The sequence below is a fragment of the Shewanella colwelliana ATCC 39565 genome (assembly GCF_000518705.1).
Taxonomy (GTDB): Bacteria; Pseudomonadota; Gammaproteobacteria; order Enterobacterales; family Shewanellaceae; genus Shewanella; species Shewanella colwelliana.
In genome coordinates this window covers 91,658-111,079 of record NZ_JAEC01000007.1, presented here as the reverse complement: position 1 = coordinate 111,079, position 19,422 = coordinate 91,658, and the positions used below count along the sequence as shown (strand labels likewise).

15 protein-coding genes, 2 tRNA genes and 1 pseudogene are annotated in these 19,422 nt (G+C 45.1%); 6 read left to right on the top strand and 12 right to left on the bottom strand.

What is annotated here, in order from left to right:
* Positions 1-139: 139 nt before the first annotated feature.
* From glsB to trmB, 3 genes and pseudogenes are all read right to left on the bottom strand, one after another.
* Positions 140-1,053, bottom strand: a pseudogene (gene glsB, locus L876_RS21120) (glutaminase B).
* A complete protein-coding gene (locus L876_RS0105110) occupies positions 1,053-1,376 on the bottom strand; it encodes a YggL family protein (RefSeq protein WP_028762814.1) in 324 nt (107 codons plus the stop codon). The pseudogene glsB and the gene L876_RS0105110 overlap by 1 nt, the downstream one beginning before the upstream one ends.
* Positions 1,377-1,406: 30 nt before the next feature.
* The gene (gene trmB, locus L876_RS0105105) at positions 1,407-2,123 is read right to left on the bottom strand and encodes a tRNA (guanosine(46)-N7)-methyltransferase TrmB (RefSeq protein ID WP_028762813.1); all 717 of its coding nucleotides are present in this window, start codon (positions 2,121-2,123) and stop codon (positions 1,407-1,409) included.
* A gap of 279 nt (positions 2,124-2,402) precedes the next feature.
* On the opposite strand from trmB, the gene mutY reads away from it, so the two are divergent.
* Together mutY and L876_RS0105095 are read left to right on the top strand one after the other, a co-directional pair.
* A complete protein-coding gene (mutY, locus tag L876_RS0105100; protein ID WP_028762812.1) occupies positions 2,403-3,467 on the top strand; it encodes an A/G-specific adenine glycosylase in 1,065 nt (354 codons plus the stop codon).
* A 2-nt stretch (positions 3,468-3,469) separates the two neighbouring features.
* Entirely contained in the window at positions 3,470-3,748 is a 279-nt protein-coding gene (locus tag L876_RS0105095; RefSeq protein WP_028762811.1) for an oxidative damage protection protein, read from the top strand.
* Positions 3,749-3,823: 75 nt separating this feature from the next.
* Here the strand turns inward: L876_RS0105095 and L876_RS0105090 are convergent, their stop codons facing one another.
* Positions 3,824-4,399, bottom strand: coding sequence for a YceI family protein (locus L876_RS0105090; RefSeq protein ID WP_028762810.1), 576 nt, complete (start codon positions 4,397-4,399; stop codon positions 3,824-3,826).
* A complete protein-coding gene (locus L876_RS0105085) occupies positions 4,396-4,950 on the bottom strand; it encodes a cytochrome b (RefSeq protein ID WP_028762809.1) in 555 nt (184 codons plus the stop codon). Before L876_RS0105085 ends, L876_RS0105090 begins: the two co-directional genes overlap by 4 nt.
* A 378-nt stretch (positions 4,951-5,328) precedes the next feature.
* On the opposite strand from L876_RS0105085, the gene L876_RS0105080 reads away from it, so the two are divergent.
* A tRNA-Phe gene (locus tag L876_RS0105080) sits at positions 5,329-5,404 on the top strand.
* Positions 5,405-5,426: 22 nt separating this feature from the next.
* Positions 5,427-5,502: transfer RNA gene (locus L876_RS0105075), tRNA-Thr, on the top strand.
* Positions 5,503-5,995: 493 nt separating this feature from the next.
* Here the strand turns inward: L876_RS0105075 and nagP are convergent.
* From nagP to L876_RS0105050, 5 genes are all read right to left on the bottom strand, one after another.
* On the bottom strand, positions 5,996-7,300 hold the full coding sequence (nagP, locus tag L876_RS0105070; RefSeq protein WP_373316135.1) for an N-acetylglucosamine MFS transporter NagP: 1,305 nt from the start codon (positions 7,298-7,300) through the stop codon (positions 5,996-5,998).
* Between the two features lie 244 nt (positions 7,301-7,544).
* A complete protein-coding gene (gene nagX / locus L876_RS0105065; protein WP_028762807.1) occupies positions 7,545-8,681 on the bottom strand; it encodes a transmembrane glucosamine N-acetyltransferase NagX in 1,137 nt (378 codons plus the stop codon).
* An 81-nt stretch (positions 8,682-8,762) separates the two neighbouring features.
* On the bottom strand, positions 8,763-9,896 hold the full coding sequence (nagA, locus tag L876_RS0105060; protein ID WP_028762806.1) for an N-acetylglucosamine-6-phosphate deacetylase: 1,134 nt from the start codon (positions 9,894-9,896) through the stop codon (positions 8,763-8,765).
* 75 nt (positions 9,897-9,971) lie between these two features.
* Positions 9,972-10,871, bottom strand: a complete 900-nt coding sequence (gene nagK / locus L876_RS0105055) for an N-acetylglucosamine kinase (protein ID WP_028762805.1) — start codon at positions 10,869-10,871, stop codon at positions 9,972-9,974.
* A gap of 225 nt (positions 10,872-11,096) precedes the next feature.
* Positions 11,097-13,745 (bottom strand): family 20 glycosylhydrolase, encoded by a 2,649-nt coding sequence (locus tag L876_RS0105050; protein WP_028762804.1) that lies wholly within the window; start codon positions 13,743-13,745, stop codon positions 11,097-11,099.
* A gap of 867 nt (positions 13,746-14,612) precedes the next feature.
* Between L876_RS0105050 and L876_RS0105045 the strand changes: the two genes are divergently transcribed.
* Both L876_RS0105045 and L876_RS0105040 read left to right on the top strand, forming a co-directional pair.
* Positions 14,613-15,509 (top strand): sulfite exporter TauE/SafE family protein, encoded by an 897-nt coding sequence (locus tag L876_RS0105045; protein WP_037428036.1) that lies wholly within the window; start codon positions 14,613-14,615, stop codon positions 15,507-15,509.
* A gap of 9 nt (positions 15,510-15,518) precedes the next feature.
* A complete protein-coding gene (locus tag L876_RS0105040) occupies positions 15,519-17,030 on the top strand; it encodes a tryptophan halogenase family protein (RefSeq protein WP_028762802.1) in 1,512 nt (503 codons plus the stop codon).
* Between the two features lie 61 nt (positions 17,031-17,091).
* Here the strand turns inward: L876_RS0105040 and L876_RS0105035 are convergent, their stop codons facing one another.
* Together L876_RS0105035 and L876_RS0105030 are read right to left on the bottom strand one after the other, a co-directional pair.
* Positions 17,092-18,648: a tryptophan halogenase family protein gene (locus L876_RS0105035; protein WP_028762801.1), complete on the bottom strand. Its 1,557-nt coding sequence runs from the start codon at positions 18,646-18,648 to the stop codon at positions 17,092-17,094.
* 32 nt (positions 18,649-18,680) lie between these two features.
* Positions 18,681-19,379: a SapC family protein gene (locus tag L876_RS0105030; RefSeq protein ID WP_028762800.1), complete on the bottom strand. Its 699-nt coding sequence runs from the start codon at positions 19,377-19,379 to the stop codon at positions 18,681-18,683.
* Positions 19,380-19,422 lie beyond the last annotated feature (43 nt).

Below are 19,422 nucleotides of genomic sequence, written 5' to 3'. Positions count from 1 at the left end.
TAAACAATAGGAGTACACTTATCATGCCAATGTTAAAATTAGAAGCAAAAACAATAACTAACACCAATATCGCTCTAAAGTAAAGAATAGAGAGTGGTCACTTCTGCTAGATGTTAGCCTAAATCACCACTGAATGAGGTTAGAAAATAGAACGCCCTAAGGACTGAGATAAGATTTCTAGCGCAGCAGTACCTGCCAATGAATTACCATTTTTGTCCAGCTCTGGGGACCAAACACATACGCTCATATCGCCCGGAATCACAGCAATAATACCGCCACCGACACCACTCTTACCGGGCATGCCCACTCGGTACGCAAACTCGCCCGCGCCGTCATACAGACCCGATGTCGCCAATAACGCATTAAGCTTGCGAGTTTGTATTGGCGATACGATTAAGTCACCAGATAGGCTCTTACCGCCATTAGCTAAATAAAGCATCGCTTTAGAGAGATCAGCACAACTCATTCGCAGAGCACAGTAATGAAAATAGTTTTTGAGTACTTTATCAACATCATTATTAAAGTTGCCAAAAGACTTCATTAAGTATGCAATGGCCGCATTTCGGGCACTGTGTTGATACTCTGATGCTGCAACTTTTTTATCGTAGACAACATGGCGGTTATCGCTCAGTGCGCGAACCACTTCGAGCATGCGTTGTTTTGGAGCCCCTAACCTTCCTTGAAGCAAATCCGCAATAATAAGTGCGCCAGCGTTAATAAACGGATTTCTGGGAACGCCTCGTTCCAACTCTATTTGCACCAAAGAGTTAAACGACTGACCAGAAGGCTCTTTGCCAACCCTAGACCAGATCTCATGTTCTTCATATAAAGTCAGCGCCAGCGTAAGGCTAAAAACTTTTGAGATACTCTGAATTGAGAAAGGTTCGAGATAGTCACCCGCGCCAACGGTCGTGCCATCAACGGAAGTAACCGCTATACCGAATTTATTAGGATTAACTTCAGCAAGTGCAGGAATGTAATTGGCAACCTTCCCCTGACCAAGCAGGGGCGAACTTGCTCCACCACCTGCTCAAGCAGTGCCTTTTCAGGCATTAGTTCCACCAAATATCGTACAGCTCGCTAACGGTTACGTTAGAGGTTGGTTGCTGTTTCCAAAAGGCACTAACGGCTTCACGATCTTCTTCGGTACATTTGCCAATAGTTTGGGTGGCGATAATGCCTTCCCACTCTTTATGGCCACCACCATGAAAACCTAGTTTTCTGGCGTCGATTACATCTAAGATAAATTGATCAACGATTGCATCGATCTGCTCTTCAGAAACCGATTCATTAAAAGTCCAATTGACGTCAAACCCAAATTCTTGGAATTCATCAATACGTAATTTCTTGCGAAGACGACGGCTACGTGTTGCCATGTTTATACCCCATTTATTAAATAATTAATTTTATTCAGTTCTTTCAAACATCAAGTCCCAAACACCATGCCCTAACCTATGACCACGTGCTTCAAACTTAGTTAGCGGACGGTGATCTGGACGAGGCACAAAATCACCCGCCTGCGACTGGTTCATATAACCTGGCGCCGCACTCATCACCTCTAACATATGCTCACTGTAGTTTTCCCAATCTGTTGCCAAATGGAATACACCACCGATCTTTAGGCTATTACGGATCATTTGAGCAAACTCGGGCTGCACGATACGACGCTTATGATGACGCTTTTTATGCCATGGATCGGGGAAAAACAGCTGCACCCTTGCAAGAGAGTTAGGTAAAATACTATTTTCTAACACCTCAATTGCATCATGATGAAAAACCCGTAGGTTAGTAACCCCCGCTTCAGCGGCTTCGGCCAAACAAGCCCCTACTCCAGGCTTATGCACTTCAATACCGATGAAGTTTAATTCCGGTGCTGCCTTAGCCATCGCGACTAATGAAGCGCCCATGCCAAAACCGATCTCAAGTACCGTATCGGCTTCTCGACCAAAGACTTGGGTTAAGTCGAGTGGCTCAGGCGAATAATCAAGCCCCATTACTGGCCACTGCTGCTCCATTGCAACCGCTTGCCCTTTAGTTAAACGCCCTTCTCGTAAGACAAAACTTCTCACTTTACGAAGGTATTTACCCTCTTCATTAAATTCAGCGGTTGTAACGTCGCTCATTATCTTTGCCTCAATATCTACCATAGCGGGCCATATAGCATCTAAATAGCCGCGGTTTGAGGTCATATCAAGATGACGCCTCCCGAGCAAAAGACCAAATATGGCCCAGATACTTATATGATTGGATTTATAAAAAGAAGGGCATTATCCAAAGTTAATGGAGCAGTGCAAGCCCTATTGTTGCCAAAGTATACCAATAATCCTCACAGGTGCGAGCAAAGCGATAACGATAAGCCTATTTAGGTTGAGAATTCCTAGGCTGATGGCTACACTGGCGCGATGAAAACAGCACTATTTAGCCAGCGGATCACCGACTGGTATGCCCAATCAGGGCGAAAACACCTCCCTTGGCAACAAAAGAAGACCCCTTATAAGGTTTGGGTATCTGAGATCATGCTACAACAAACGCAAGTCAGCACCGTGATCCCCTACTTCGAAGCCTTTATGAAGCGATTCCCAACCATTGCTTCATTGGCTAATGCCCCACAAGATGAAGTGCTTCACCACTGGACAGGTCTTGGTTACTACGCACGCGCCAGAAATCTACACAAAAGCGCTCAACTGATCTGCAGCGAACACGAAGGTGATTTTCCAATTCACTTCGAACAGGTGTTAGCCTTACCTGGTATAGGTCGGTCTACCGCGGGTGCTGTGCTGTCGCTTTCTCTTGGCCAACACCACCCAATACTAGATGGCAATGTTAAACGAGTGCTTGCTCGCCACGGTGCCATTGAAGGGTGGCCGGGTAAGCGAGACGTTGAGCAACAGCTTTGGCAGCTGACTGAATCGTTGACGCCAAAACAGGGTGTAGAACAATATAATCAGGCAATGATGGATATTGGCGCAACCATCTGCACCCGTAGCAAACCTAAATGCGAATTATGCCCAGTTGCGATAGATTGCAAGGCCCAGTTGATGGGGCGTCAAGCAGAGTTCCCCGGCAAAAAACCTAAGAAAACCATCCCTGAGAAGCAAGCCTTTATGCTAGCGGTCTTAGATGATAGTGGACAGACATTAATGACTCAGCGACCGCCCACTGGGATATGGGGCGGACTCTGGTGTTTCCCACAATTTAACAGCCTAACAGAGCTACACGAATATGCGGAAACCCACGGCATAGCTGTTCAGGCCGATGATGCTATCAGCTGTTTTCGCCATACCTTTAGCCATTTCCATCTCGATGTGACGGCAATAATTGGTTCAATTGAGATAACTAAAGCCCGAGAGATCATGGAAGATAGCGCATCACTCTGGTATAACATAGCCAATCCACCTAAAGTTGGTTTGGCTGCGGCAACGGAGCGCATTTTATCTAGCTTAGGTTCTGTATTAAATAAGGAGTAATCATGGCTCGTACCGTTAACTGCCAATACCTAAAAAAAGAAGCCGCTGGTTTAGGTTTTCAGCTTTATCCAGGTGAACTAGGTAAGCGCATTTTTGACAATATCAGCCAAGAAGCTTGGTCTCTTTGGCAGTCAAAGCAAACCATGCTTATTAATGAGAAAAAACTCAACATGATGAATGTTGACGACCGTAAGTTCCTCGAAGAGCAGATGATAAACTTTCTGTTTGAAGGGAAAGATGTCGAAATTGAAGGATATGTTCCTCAAAAAGATGACCAGTGATCTGAGTTAGCTGGTGAGTCATTAATAAAAAAGCGCCAATGGCGCTTTTTTATTAATTAAGGTAGAGAGGTATACCTATTGCTTAATGCCTTCAACCACAAGATCAAGCGTGACATGACTAGATGCAGGTCCCAGGTCCATCTGAATATCAAAATCTTTTAGCGCAAATTGAGTGTGCCCGACAAAGCCAACGCGATATCCACCCCAAGGGTCTTTACCTTCACCAATATAGTCAGCATCAATTGCCACAGGCTTAGTCACACCGTTTAATGTTAAATCGCCATTTAGCACAAACTTACCATCCCCTTTATCAACCACTGACTTAGAAACAAAGTCAGCTTGAGGGAATTTGGTGACATTCAAGAAGTCAGCACTGCGCAGATGCTTATCACGTTCAGCATGATTAGAGTCTAAGCTTGCCGTATCAATAGTGACATTAATCTTACTTGCCTTAATATCGTTTTTGTCGAAGCTAAATCCACCTTCAAACTGATTAAAACGACCGACAACGAAGCTGTAGCCTAAATGGCTTACTTTAAATTGAATTGATGCGTGTGCACCTTTAGTATCGATGACATAATCTGCGGCATTGACACTGCCAGCGACCAACATCACTCCAGCAATTAAACTCCCTAGCAAACGCTTTTTCATTTTATCTCCTTTATCCTAGTCATTCGAATTAATGTTAAATCTTTATCGATGAAATGATGCTTCATTGCACCAAGTGCATGTAACAGCACCAACCCCATCAAACTGTATGCAAAATACTGATGCACCAATCCTGCGATGTCAGCCTGATCATCAAACAACAGCCCTAAACTCGGCACTTCAAACCAACCAAAGACTTCAATGCCGCGATCATCTGCAGTTGATATGAGGTAGCCACTGACCATGATACTGATCAGTAGTAAGTAAAGTGCTTGATGGACTAACGCCCCGATTCGCTGCTCCCAAACTTTATGGTGCGCTAACGCTTTTGGTTTAGGATTTAACTTCCCCCATATCAAGCGAATTAGCGTGGCAACAAACAGCAACACACCAAGGCTCTTATGGATATCGGGCGCTGTCTTGTACCAACTGCTATAATAGGTCAGTTCAACCATCCAGAAACCTAGTCCAAATAAGCCAAACACAACCAAAGCAGATACCCAGTGCATTGCAATGCTGGTGAGTCCATATTGGTTTTCGCTATTTCTAATCACGCTTTTACCTCTTCAATCTGTTCACTACACGATAGTTTCGATTTAAGTTGACGTATATCGTTAAATTTAGCCCATAAGGTTCTATTTTTTAGAATATGAAAGCTTTGGCACTGCTTACATACCAGTTAACAGCGGTAACTAGGTTTAAAAAGAGAGGAAATACGACTTAAAATAAGTGGCAAACGGCTAATCATTGTTGGGTTATTACTCACCCCAGACAAATTTTAAACTTTTTGCACATTAACTAACCATGCAAACCAATTTATCTAAAAAAGCACTTGCAGGATAAATATCATCGCTATATTATACGCGCACTCCAGACGAGACGGGTCACATAAGACCTAGTTTGAAGTAGATTGTTAAACGCTTAGTTTAGCTGCCCGAATAGCTCAGTCGGTAGAGCAGAGGATTGAAAATCCTCGTGTCCCTGGTTCGATTCCGGGTTCGGGCACCACTATTTAGATATAAAAAGTTAAGCCGGCATAGCTCAGTTGGTAGAGCAACTGACTTGTAATCAGTAGGTCCCGAGTTCGACTCTTGGTGCCGGCACCATATAAAATAGCCTCGACATTGTCGGGGCTTTTTTATATCTGCAATTCAACAACAGCCGATGCAACAATTACAGTATGTTATGGCTCGGTCAGCCGCAGTGGCATTAACATCACAGCGAACACCGCTCCCGCCTAAACGTTTATTACAGACTAACGATTAAAAACTAACTATTAGAGGCTAACTGAGTATTCCTCTATTTTATTGTGCGCAGCATCGCTAACCTATGCCTAACGATTAACCCTGTTGCATAGTCTCATTGGCGGGGCATAAATCGCTGAATGCGTCTACCAAAGTAAAACCGTTTTTCATTTGCAGCACAGCTTTATGGGTTACAACGCTCTATACAAAAAGAAAATCTCACCTGCCAGCCAACTTTGAAAAAAAAATTAAGCGCTACAGCTCAATGTGGTCATGCACCCTGTAATAAAAAATACTCACCTATTGCAGACAAAAAAAGGAGCCAATAGGCTCCTTTTTTAATGGCGGGTTTGTATTACTTCCAGCTTCTCATTTTATGACCCTTGACGGCATAAAATAGGATAAATAGGTAACATGGGAGCATCACCATGTAGCCCCCTTGCTGGCCTAAAGAAGTTGCTGAACTGGTTAAACCCCAGAACAGAGGTCCAAACGCACCGCCAGCAATACCCATTACCAATAGCGCTGAACCTGTACTGGTCAATTTCCCCATACCCGATAACGCTAGCGGCCACACTGCGGGCCATACGATAGCGTTTGCAAGGCCAAGGAATGCAATCATCAACAAAGTGTCTGGTAACATAGCACCACCAAACGGCACCAATAATACATTCGCAATCGCATAAGAGTTATTATCGCCAAATAGAATCCCTAAGGTCAGCAACAGGCCCAATATCGCCGAAATCATTAGCGCCGTTGGTTGAGAAATAAAACGCGGGATAGTTAAAATACCTAAGGTATAACCCAGCACCATACATATCATGGTGTAAGACGTCATAACACCGTAATTCTCAACCCCTAATGACAATGCAAAGGTGCCAATGGTATCACCGGCTATGACTTCGACAGCAACGTAGAAAAATAATGCCACCACCCCCAATGCGAGGTTTGGATGCGACAAAGCTTCACGGGTATGGCCTTTACCCCCTTCAACTTGATCATCTTCCTTTTCAAGTTCAGGTAATGGTGACTTCTTCACTAAAATCGCTAAGAAACCGATAAATAGCGCCATGCCCATATAAGGATAAACTAAGCTATTAGCCATCTCATCGATTTGAAGTTGAGAGAGTTCCATACCAACACGGTCTTTAAAACTATCCAAAATCAATGCGGTAAATACAAGAGGAGCGATAACCCCAGCCCCTTTATTTAAAATGCCCATCACACTGACACGTGCAGCCGCTGACTCTTCAGGGCCAATACGCACCACATAAGGGTTAACGGCCGTTTGTAGCAACGTTTGCCCAGCCCCCATCACAAGTTGAGCGAACAGAAACAACCCAAAGACCTGGGTTTTAGCCGCTGGAATAAAGAGTAATCCGGCAACCATCATAATGCCCATTCCCAGCGCCATACCTGTCTTGTAACCCACTTTACGTATTACCCATGCCGAAGGCAGTGCGGTAAAGGTCACAGCAATATAAAAGGAGAAAAGGATGAGAGAGGCTTGAAACGGAGTGAGCTGAAGGATCTGTTTAAGGTATGGCATCAAGGAGCCATTTAGCCAAGTTGCAAACCCTAAGATGAAAAAGAGCCCTGCAACGATTGCCATGGGGATCACGCTACTGCGCTTAGATTCACTATTTAATGTCATTTCCATAAGCCTGTTTTCTTATAGTAATTAATATATTGATATCAGGTTGGCTGACATCGGCTTTATCTTATAGTGGTACAAAACTCAACTGAGCAGGTTTCCATTTAGTAATGAATTTAGCTCCGTTGTTTCACTGATGTTAAAACATAAAACCCAAAAAGACAACGCTGTCATTTTGGGTTTTACATAAAATTCAGCTAACTTGCAGATTTAGCTGGTCAATTAGTTGCTCAAACATTGCAAACTAAACTTAAACCTTAATGAATATGTTACGTTTATACATCCAATAGAGTAACAACCACTGCACGGTTAACAGTGCAAGAGTACCCGCCAAAAGGTGCATAGACTCAGGCAACGCTTGGATAAAACCACCAAATATACTGCGAGCGACATAGCTCCAATTTACTAGACTCGATGCCAAATAGATAATGATCGCATTGCAGCCAATTACCACAAAAACAAATGCCAAACGTTGTAGTTTAAGCACATCAATCAAGGCATAAAAAACACCAAGTAATAATAGGCTCCAACCCGTCGTCACCAACACAAATGAGCTGGTCCAAAGGTCCTTATTGACAGGTAAGAAACCGTCGCACAGCCAACCGATCGCCAATACAGCTGCACCAGCTAGCATCAATATACCGACTTTAACCCAATCCCCTTTAGGGTGTTGCTTAACAATAAAATGCCCTGTAAATACCCCCGCGAGGGCATTCACGACAGCTGGTAAGGTCGATAAAACACCTTCAGGATCGGTAGGTTGACCTTGGTAGCTAATGCCGGGTAAGAGGTGACTGTCCACATAAGCGTTGATTGAGCCTGCCATCGACAAGTCACCCGCTACGCCACCGGGTACAGGCATGAATAACTGCAAAAACGCATAACCCACTAATATCAAAATAGCGATAATAATCTGCGTACGTAAAGCTGTGTGCCAAACTAACATGGCAGCAAAAAACCAAGCGAAAGCAATACGTCCTAATACGCTGGCATAACGTAGTTCGTCAGCGGCAGCTGGTGCGCCAACACCCCAACCATGGTTATAAAGTACACCAAAAATTAACAGCAAGCCCAATCGCTTAAATGAATGACGATAGAGAGGCAAGCGTGCTGACATAGGAAGTTTATCTAACCGCTTGGGTGATAAACCCAAAGCGACACCAGACAAGAAAATAAATAACGGAAAAATAAGATCATAGAACGTGAAACCATGCCATACGCTGTGTTTCATCTGTGCATCAGCAATTTGCCACCCGTGCCAACCAGTCCAAGCCAATAAGCCAACAAACAGTGCTTCGCCTCCTAAGATCCAAAACATATCAAAACCACGCAGCGCATCGAGTGACATCAACCTAGGCTTGCTGATTTTTGGTTGGTTTGCATCCATTTAAACGATTCCTATTTTTATTGTTTTTATTAAACCAAAGCCCCAAAAGCGAGGCTTTTAGGGCTTTTTCTTTAATCGACGTTAGGCTTCATAGACCAGCGCACCGCCTATATAGGTACGCGCCACACGGCTGTGTTGGTCAAGCAGCACCATATCCGCCTGGCAACCTAACGTAAACGCCCCACGTGTAGCCTCATGGCCAAGAAACTGCGCAGGGTACAATGCCGCCATTCGTAACGCTTCATCCAAAGATAAACCAAGCATATTAACGCTATTGTTTACAGCGCCAACCATGTCGAGTACACAACCAGCTAACTCTCCCGTTACCGCATTGAGCCGGTCTCCTTGGCGAACGACCTGGGTGCCAAATAGCTCAAAGCTCGCATCTTGTGCCATGCCAACGGGTGGCATGGCATCAGTGACCAACATCACCTTACCTCGTGGTTTTGCGTAAATCGCGACTTTCGCCGATGCAGCATGAACATGATGGCCATCCACAATCAGACCACACCATGCATCCCGACTTTCAATCGCCGCACCAACCATACCAGGATCCCGCGAGCCCATTGGCGACATGGCATTAAACAGATGAGTAAAGCCTGTCGCCCCCGCCTCTAACGCTGCCACAACCGTTTCATAATCGGCATTTGAATGACCCAAGCAAACCCTTACATCCTCTGCCACTAAGGCTTTAATAACCTCTACAGATACGTTTTCTGGTGCAAGAGTAACCACTTTAGTGCCTAAATCTTTGCGACAAAAAATCGCTAATTCCGCATCTGAAATGCGGCGAATATGCGATTGAGGATGAACACCTTTTTGGGGGACTGAAAGATGTGGACCTTCGAAATGAACTCCAAGTACTCCAGAAGCCCCCACATCAATCGCTTTAGCAACTGCATCAGCGGCAGTTTGCATCACATCAATATTGTCGGTAATCAGCGTGGGAAGAAACCCTGTGGTGCCAAACTGTGCGTGCGCCTTACCTATCGTTTCAATACACTTAACGCTGCGGTCAGCATTTAACAATGCACCGCCTCCACCATTGACTTGCACATCGATAAACCCTGGTACTAGTGTGCCGCTCACTTGCTGTGGCGTCACACCTGCGACACAGTCAAAGGCAACTATTCGGCCATCTTCAAAGGTGATTGGTAGTTCACGATGAAATTTTTCACCATCAAATACCTGTTCTGCGATCAAGGTTTGTTTCATCACTCTCTTTCCTAATCCCCTTTAAGCATTTACAGCATAAAGGATTACAGTGGACAGTATTTCCCGAAGGTTTTATTAATTACCTATAGCTAGCTGTTGCCTTGCATAATATACGGCACCCAACTCTGGTGGCGCTAAAATTGGAGAGATTTTGCTAACAACATCGGTATCTAACCATGCTGCCAATGGCTCAGCAAGCCCACCTATCATTGAAAATCTTGGTGGGGCTACTTTAAACAGTTTACGGGCAAGCTCGCTAATATATGCAGCGCCTTCCACGACAATCGCTTTAGCCACCGCGTCTTGCTCATTGGCGCACTCAAGCACCAGCCTCGCTAAGCTTGCATAGCAACTTGAAGACTTACCAGCTAAGTGTTCAACAATGCCCATCGCATCGTGCACATTAAAATGATTAAGCAAGCGCTCTGTGAGCGCTGTTGCGGGGGCGAATCCGTCGAGGTGCAATAACACTTGCTCGGCAGCCTTTAATCCTAACCAAGCGCCACTGCCCTTATCACCCAATGCAAAACCATGACCACCAAGACACAGATGACTCTCGCCAACATGTGCATAGCCGCAGGAGCCCGTTCCTGTGATGATCACGGCACCATCACCGCCACGATGGGCACCAATGCAGGCAGTATGCAGATCAGTGGTGACATACATTTTGGCGAATGGATGAGCCCAATTGCTAATATCTTGATGTAGGCGTGGCACATTCACCCCAGCTAAACCCAATCCGGCTATGAGCAGCTTGCTATCACCAACTGTTAATCCAGCATCTCTTAGTGCAAGTTCAGTAGACTGCTGAATCGACTCGAAAGTTTGCGCTAAGCCATGAAGCGGGTTAGCCCGCCCAGCAACGCCGGTACCAATGACGGTATCGTCGCTAGCATAGATGGTTGCACGACATTTACTTCCGCCACCGTCGATGCCAATAAATAGGGGGGTTTCCTTTGCCTGGTTTAATCCCATGACCGACCTCTTCCACAGTTCTATTATCCAGAGCAATGAGGTAACACTCTTTGCCCTGTCTACTGAATTAAGTTAACTCTATGTTACAATATAAATGACAGCGTTGTCATTTATATTTTCATCACTGTTGTTTTTTAGCTGAGAGCTAACTCATTGCTGCCAACGACAGGGGCCAAAGAGGCTGCTAATCAATAAGTTAACGGCCGCCTCAATATTAACTAGCTGTTAGTTAACGAACAAACTTCGCCCTTTACGCAGACCATCTGCCGCCACAGCGCGAACTTCAACCTTACCATTAACTTTTACCGTCTTACTGTAAGGTTGCCATTGTCCACCATTGACACGGTACTCCACTGCTAAGCCAGGATAGATAACATTGGTGTATAAGCTGCCTTCGTGAATATGTGCACCGACCGTTGGCACACGGTAGGCGATATTGGCACGATCTAGCTTGAGCAACTCTTTATGCCCTAAAGTATTAGCAAACTGCGCCCATTGCTCGGCCTGTTTTGCACGCATATCTTGGGTAAAGTAACCACTGTCTTGATTGTAAATAGCGCCTTGATAATTGTATTGCACCTCCCAATCCGCCTGATGCCAAGCGCGTTCAGCCAACACTAATAACCTTGGAAAAACCATGTATTCGACAACATCGTCACTACGAATGGTCTCGCTCCATATCTGTCCTTGGATGCCAGTAAACTGAACATTCTTTGCCAGTGGTCCGCTAACCTGTTTGCCCGCTTTATCTAACTTAATAGTGTCATCCGCCTCAAATGGGCGTCCTTCAATGTCGGTCCATTGTTCTGCGTTAGCCGGTAAGTTAGCCGACATAAAGCTATACAGATGTCGCTCGTTGCTCGCTCTGCTAGCCCAATAATAACCATGCTCTTTAGGGTCGGCCTCATAGGGAAAATCAAAGTAAAGTACCTCAGGGTTACTCAATACCGCATCCCAACCTAAGTTAGCTTGGCTATGGGCACGTTTAAACCCATCATGCGATACGACATCCCAAATATTGCTCTGGTTAATTTCAGGCATACGCTCTGGACGAGTGTGGCTCATACCATCACTCCAACCAGCTGCTTCTATCCCTTTCTCGGCCAGTAGGTTTGAAACTCGTTCAATAAAATACGCGCCATACTCTTTCTCATCGCTCACGCCATGCTCATTATTTTGCAAGAATGCTTGGCAGATTGGCGATTCAATCCATGCTCCCGCAGTTTCATCGGCCCCAATGTGGTACACGTTTAATGGCTGCCCGGCTTGATGATGTAACGCGGCAATCTCATTAATCACTTTGTCTACAAAGTGGAACGTTGATTCCATGCACACGTTAAGCGTGTTGTCATCATAGTATTGAATAGAGGCATACTTTGTTTTGTCCTCTGGGTCGATTAGACGATACTCCTGCGCAGCAGCCTCATCCCCCTTTGCACTCAATGAACGGTAACGTGCTTCCATCGCTTTGATTGCAGCGCGCGAGTGACCAGGCATATCCATCGACGGGATCACTTGAATTTGGCGCGCACTTGCATAGCGTAATATCTCGATATAATCGGCTTTGCTGTAGTAACCATCAACCTTAGCATTGGCATTTGGTCCACTGCCCAGTTGCGGTAACAGGCAGGTATCTTCATTGAGATCGTGACAGCGCTTACTCCCTATATCGGTTAACTCTGGCAGGCCATCAATTTCAAGGCGCCAGCCCTCATCGTCAGCCATATGTAGATGCAGTTTATTCAGCTTATAAGCCGCCATTTGATCCAGCAGATTTAACACAAACTGTTTACTGTGGAAGTTGCGTGCGACATCCACATGCATACCTCGGAAATCGTAGCGTGGGGCATCGGTAATGGTCATGGTATTAAGTGTTAAGTCATTAAGACTTACCAAACTGGCTAACGATGACAATCCGTAGGAGTAGCCAGCATCATCAGACGCTTTAATTACAATCCCTTTCACATCGACCATTAACTCATAACCACCAACAGCTAGTTGAGTGTCTGCCGGCAACAAACTTAATGACACGCCAGTTTCAGAGGCTTTCACGCCCAAACGCGCTAGACGATTCAACGCCGCTTCGACCTTTATGCGCTCAACATTACCTAAGGCCAACACATAACCGTCGCTGAGTGACACGGGTCTACCTGTTGAGGTAACCGTTTGCATTTGTGGCGTTGGAATAATGGTATCAATGGCTAATTCTGGTTGAATATCTACCCCTTGATTGGCTTGGAAGAGCACTTCAGGTTTTGCCCACTGCAATTGATCTGTGACGCTGCGACGATATTGAGTCCTTGCATCGGTAAACGATTCAACATAGGGACGCAACTCCATCCCTGTTTCGGCATCTTTGCCAACCATGGTGCTTTTTATCACCACAGGTTCAAGTCCATCGGCAACAATGTAATAGTTCGGCATTGCATCCGTTTCAGATAACTGCCAGAGCTCACCAAGAAAATCGATCACCTTTGCTTCATTCTGCTTAATGCCTGTGAACGCATCGGTTGGGCTAATCTTATGCAGATCGCCTTTTATATGGGAAATGGAGAACTCTTTAGATAACACCTGTTTAACGGGGCGCATCTGACTGAAATAGATAGACCAGTTGTTATCTTTAATGTCGATGGGAGACAATAGCTCTATTTGCGCCTGAAAACAGCGGCCATCAACACCTGAAGTCGTGCACTGTTCAGGATAATTGGTAACGGTACGGTAAGTGATGGCTAACGAATGACCAATGCTTGTTAAAGTCGCCTGAGAAAGTGACTGTGCACTTGAAGGATCGTCAACCGAAGTAGGTACTGACTTACTGCATGCTGTGCCTCCCAGCAAAACCAATACCGCGACTGCCACAAGATTTCTATTCATTACATTCCTCTTAATCTTTAATCTATTAACCTTATTTTATTGAAGGTTAATTAAGGTGCCGCAGCCTTCCCCCAAGCAACGTCAGTAAATGTTTTCATTACTGAATCTAGACAGTGGCTTTTAATCATTTTAACAACTAGGAGCTGAGTGACTTCCACTGCGCCCCACTATAATCAATCTTTACTCACCCCAAACCAACCTAACCTATGTTTAGCTAAGCGGTAGCTAAAACTTAAGACTCTGTCGACACAACCAGTCTGTTGCAAATAGCGTTAAGTACTTTAGCATCAACGAATTGAGAGAAACAGAGAGTGTGAAAAATTGACTAATGATATGAATACAGCTCTCTGCGTACAACGCTTAATCGTCGAGCGTTTAAGATACTAGACAACGTATGGTTAATAAGTTGCTTTGAGATTATCCATCCCCCTTTCAGGTAAAAAAAAGGCCAGGTGCTTTGTCTATCAATCATTAGATAAAACACCTAGCTATCTCTAGTTTCTGGGGAGAGACTATTGGATAAATCAAACACAGTTGTACATCAATCCTCGATGTACAACTGCCAAGAGCATGAATTAGGAGACCTCTTCCTAACAATGCAAACCTTACAAAACAACCGCGTCACACAAGCAAATGACAACGCTGTCATTTGCAAACATACACAAGCACGAACAGAATATCTACATTTTTTTGACAAAAAACAGAATTTATTTTGAGCGAAAAACTTCCAAGCCTCAATGTTAGCCCCTCGCAAGTAAGCGCGCACTAACGTCCAAAATCGAACAAATGACAACGCTGTCAACAACTGGTAACATCCTAGCTAAATTCGATAGGCACACATGCAGAAAACGATTACTATCTAGCCTAATGATTAAAACAATTGCGAAAATAAAACAACTTCCAGCTAAATACCAAGTGCTGATTCTGCTGCTCATTACAATGTGGGGGATTTGGCTATCACGCTATCCAGACACCTTTGGGCTATTAAGTAATTACTTGCAGTACAGTCTGCTCGGCATAACGGGCGCTATTTTCGCCAACGCCACAGGTGCCGGCGGTGGTGTTATCTTTATCCCTGTGTTTAATAACCTCTCTTTTTCAGCAGAGCAAAGCATTGCCACCTCTTTCGCTATTCAATGCTTTGGTATGACAGCCGGTGCATTGACCTGGCGACACCACTATAAAACTTTGCAGCAAACATCAAACCTATGGTCTCAGTTGCCAACACTCCTTTTACTATGCACTCCGCTATCAATCATGGGACTATGGACGACGTTAACATTTGAGCTTCCGCCCCCCAGTACCTTAGAACATAGCTTTAGCCTGTTTTCGATTATATTGGGGCTAGCGATAATCTATAGCAGTAGCAAACTAAAACCCAACGCCTGCTACCGTCGCCTCGGCTCATTAGAACTCGTCATACTCGGCGTATTTACTTATCTCGGTGGAATCATTACCGCTTGGCTATCGGTAGGCGTCGGCGAAATCATCGTGATCTATCTCATGCTAAGACGAGTCGACCCCACCCTCGCCGTTGCCACAGGCGTCATTGTGACCGCCATGACGGTGTGGACAACAAGTTTCATCCACTTTGGCGAGCACAGCGATGCCTATTTTAATGTAGTTCTATTTGCAGGGCCAGGTACTGTGATCGGCGGCATACTGGCTAAAAAATTGGCTCTATATCTGCCTGTTAAACGATTAAAATTATTTTTTGCAAGCTGGATTATATTATCTGGGGTTGCAATGTTACTCATTCAGTAAGAGGTCACCATGAGCGATAAACCAATCAATTCAATTACAATTGTCGGCGGTGGAAGTTCGGGTTGGATGACCGCAATGTACCTGCAAAAGCTTTATAATCAATCTGGTGGCGATGTTAAAATCACCCTAATAGAAAGCCAAGATATCGGCACCATAGGCGTGGGTGAAGCAACCGTACACACTATTCGCTTCTTTTTCGCAGCAATGGGACTTGATGAGGCTGAGTTACTTAGAGAAACTAATGCAACACTAAAAAGTGGCATTATGTTTCGTAACTGGATGAAACCTAAAGTCGGCAACACCCATGAATATTTTCACCCCTTTGAGCAACAACGCCCATTGGGCCCCATCGACAACGCCAGTACTTGGGTCCACAGTCCTGAGGCAGAGTTAAGCTATGCTGATGCCACCAGCATCTCGGCTGAACTGATAAAACATCAACGTTGCCCTAAAGCCCCTAATTCTCCGCCCTACCAAGGTGTAGTACCTTACGGTTATCACCTCGATGCAACGTTGATGGGTCGATACCTCAGAAAGAAAGCTTGCGAAGCGGGAGTGATTCATGTGGAAAGCATAGTCACTGATGTCAACACCGATGGCGAGAGCATCACCTCAGTGACCACCCCAAAGGGAGAGTTTAGCTCAGACATTTTTATTGATTGTACGGGTTTTAAAGGCTTGCTAATTGAGAAACTGCGCAGCGATAACTGGCAATCATTTGAAAAAGAGTTACCCTGCAATAAAGCGGTGGCGATTCAACGTAAATACCCGCAAGACATGCCGCCTAAGTCTTACACTGTTGCTACCGCATTAAGCAACGGCTGGGTTTGGGAGATAGATCTGTCAAACCGCCAAGGGACAGGCTATGTTTACGACGGTAATCGCTTAACAAAAGAGCAAGCTGAAGCTGAGTTAAGGGCACACTTAGGTGATGAATTAGAGATCCTACGTACCGTACATTTAGATATGCGCATTGGTTGCCGCAAAGCGTTTTGGGTTGGTAACTGTATTGCAATTGGACTGTCTGGTGGGTTTATCGAACCATTAGAATCGACAGGGTTGCATATCGTTAATGTTGGCGCTCGCTTACTGGCCACCCACCTTTCAAGCGCAAATCCACCTCAGGCAGTAAGAGACTCCTATAACCGCACCTTAAATGGCGTTTATGAAGATTTACGTCAGTTTATCATTCTCCATTACTGTTTAACCGACCGAGACGATACTGAGTTTTGGAGGGAAGCGGCAAAGACCGCAAAGTATGCCAAAGGGCTACAAGACAGAATCGATATATGGAAACATAAAACCTGCGAATATATGGATTTAGCAGGCAGCTTCAATACGATTTTTACCGATGAGAACTACCGCTTTGTATTGTACGGCATGGACCATGTTCCCGCCATTACCCTACCAACAACCAGAGAAGCGCTCACCGCAACGCTTGCTCGGCTTAAAGCACAGCAACAGCAAGCACTTGATGCATCAATGTCTCATGAGGCCTTTTTAGCTAAACTGGCAAAGTAAACACGCTCAAAACAAAAAACCGCCTATTGGCGGTTTTTTGTTGCCGAAAATATGTGTGGCGCTACACCTTAGAAATACCATACTGCTTAATACGTGCAATCAACTCCCTATGCGGCAGTAGTTGTTTACGTGCCGCTTGGACATATTGCTGCAACTGAGCTTGTTGAGCTTGGTATTTAGATTGCTGCGCATCGGTTACTGTCCAAGGTGCAATGTCAGTGTCAAAGTCCATTCCATATAGAACATAGAGATAGTTTTCTAAATTAAAGATCTCCATGGTAGAGGCAAACTCATATCGGCTAGGCAGTTGATAGCGCCATAAAGCCAACTTTTGCTGCAGCGACTCAGGGATGGTGTTAGTTTGCCGATTATCTAACCAAAATTGGCTATCACTTCTTTTAGATGCCACATAATGCAGCTTAATAAAATCAATCACTTTATCCCATGTGTGGGTGATCCGCCGGTTAAACTGCTCAGCAACTAATGGCATGGCATCGCGATGTGCAGGAAAGCACTCAGCAAGCATTCTTGATGTCACATCAAAGACCAGTAACCCCGTCGCCTCAAGTGGTTCAACAAACCCAGCTGATAACCCGATGGCGACACAGTTTTGATGCCAAGCGCGTTCTCTATAGCCAATACGCATTTCAATCTTGCGCAACGCTAACTTATCGCCCGCTGTACCTAAATACTTCCTTAAGACCTGCTCAGCCTCAGCTTGAGTACTATGACGACTCGAGTAGACATAACCTACCCCCCTACGCTCGGTTAAACCTATGTCCCAAATCCAGCCCGCCTCTTGTGCTGTTGACAGCGTAAAGCAGGGAATTGGCGTATCACTTTGCTCGTAAGGCACTTGTACTGCAAGCGCTGTATCGACAAACAGCACATCGCCCTTATCAACAAAGGGCACCTCGCAGGCTTGCTCGATTAAGCGCGCACTAAACCCGGTGCAGTCAACATAAAGATCGGCTTCTAATACCCCATGGTTAACTGTTGTTACAGACTGAATCTGTTTCGCATCATCCACCAGCACATCCGTGACATCATCAAGGATATGACTAACACCAAAACGTTTAACCGCATTGTCACGCAATAATACTGAGAATTTATTGGCATCAAGATGATAAGCGTAGCTCGTTTCACCTTGATACTGAGGTTGGGTCATCGTCTTAGGCCCTAAGCCCAAGTCAGCAAAGTAACCTTGAGGGGAGACACTGTTTGCGTAGCTGGTCGATTCTGCCGACTCGTTCAGCCACATCAACGCTGAATTGTCCCATTTAGGATAGTCGAATAGGTGGTGATAATAGGTGGGATTATCTGGCTGTGGATTATCAGTCCAGTTAATAAACTTAATGCTCTGTTTAAAGGTCGCATCGGTTTGGCGTATAAAGTCGCCTTCATCAATCCCCAAATAACGCAATGTATCGCGCATCATTGGAACTGTGCCCTCACCCACGCCAATATTAGGAATGTTAGGGCTTTCGATTAGCGTGACCTCAACACTGAGACCCTCTGATGCTGAAAACTTCTTGCCTAGATGGTTGGCGGCCAACCATCCCGCTGTACCACCGCCAACAATTAGCACTTTCATCGGCCGCTTACTATTATCAGACATCAAACGGTCTCCTATCTTACTTTAGCCTAGAGTTACGCTGACGCCTCTGCGCGAGCTAGACGGTGTACCTGATGTTGTGAAGTTAGGTGACCATAAATAGGGCCCAACAAACCACGCTTGCGTAAGTCGAGAAAGTCTTCATCTGACAGTTCATTAAGCTTGGCCTCACTGATCATGTACAGACCGTTAATGTTGCGCTGCTCACCATTGACATTGATGGTAAGTGCTTGCTGCACGAACAACTCTTTTTTCGCTAAGAGTTGTAAAATCGCCTTACTGGCTTGGTCTTCTTCGAAGTGCCTGACAATCGCTTCACGGCGCTGAGTGAAAAAAGGTGTTTCTTCGCCATTAGCAAACAGTGCTTCACCCTTTTCTGTGCCCACTTGTGGACAATTCTCGCGAATACCGATCCAAATTTTATCTGGTTGATCGGCATTAAGCACGACACCCAACGGATAATCTTTTGCCACGTTAGGCACATATTGGCCCAACCACAGGCCTTCAGCCACACTTAAGTTTTGCCCTGGTTTTAAACCAAGCATAACAACAGCCTGAAACTCACCAGTTTCAGCATTCTTAACAAAGACAATGGGGTATTCGGTCGCAGCACGGGCAAATTCATGTAAAGAGATAGGTAAGATGTGCTGTTCGGCTAGATGATTAAAATCGGCATTACCAATTTTTAGGTCTGCATGTTTACTTGGATCTAACAGGGTTATTTGATTTGACATAGATAAAAGGTCCTTGGGGGCTTCTTATTAAAATCATTAAATT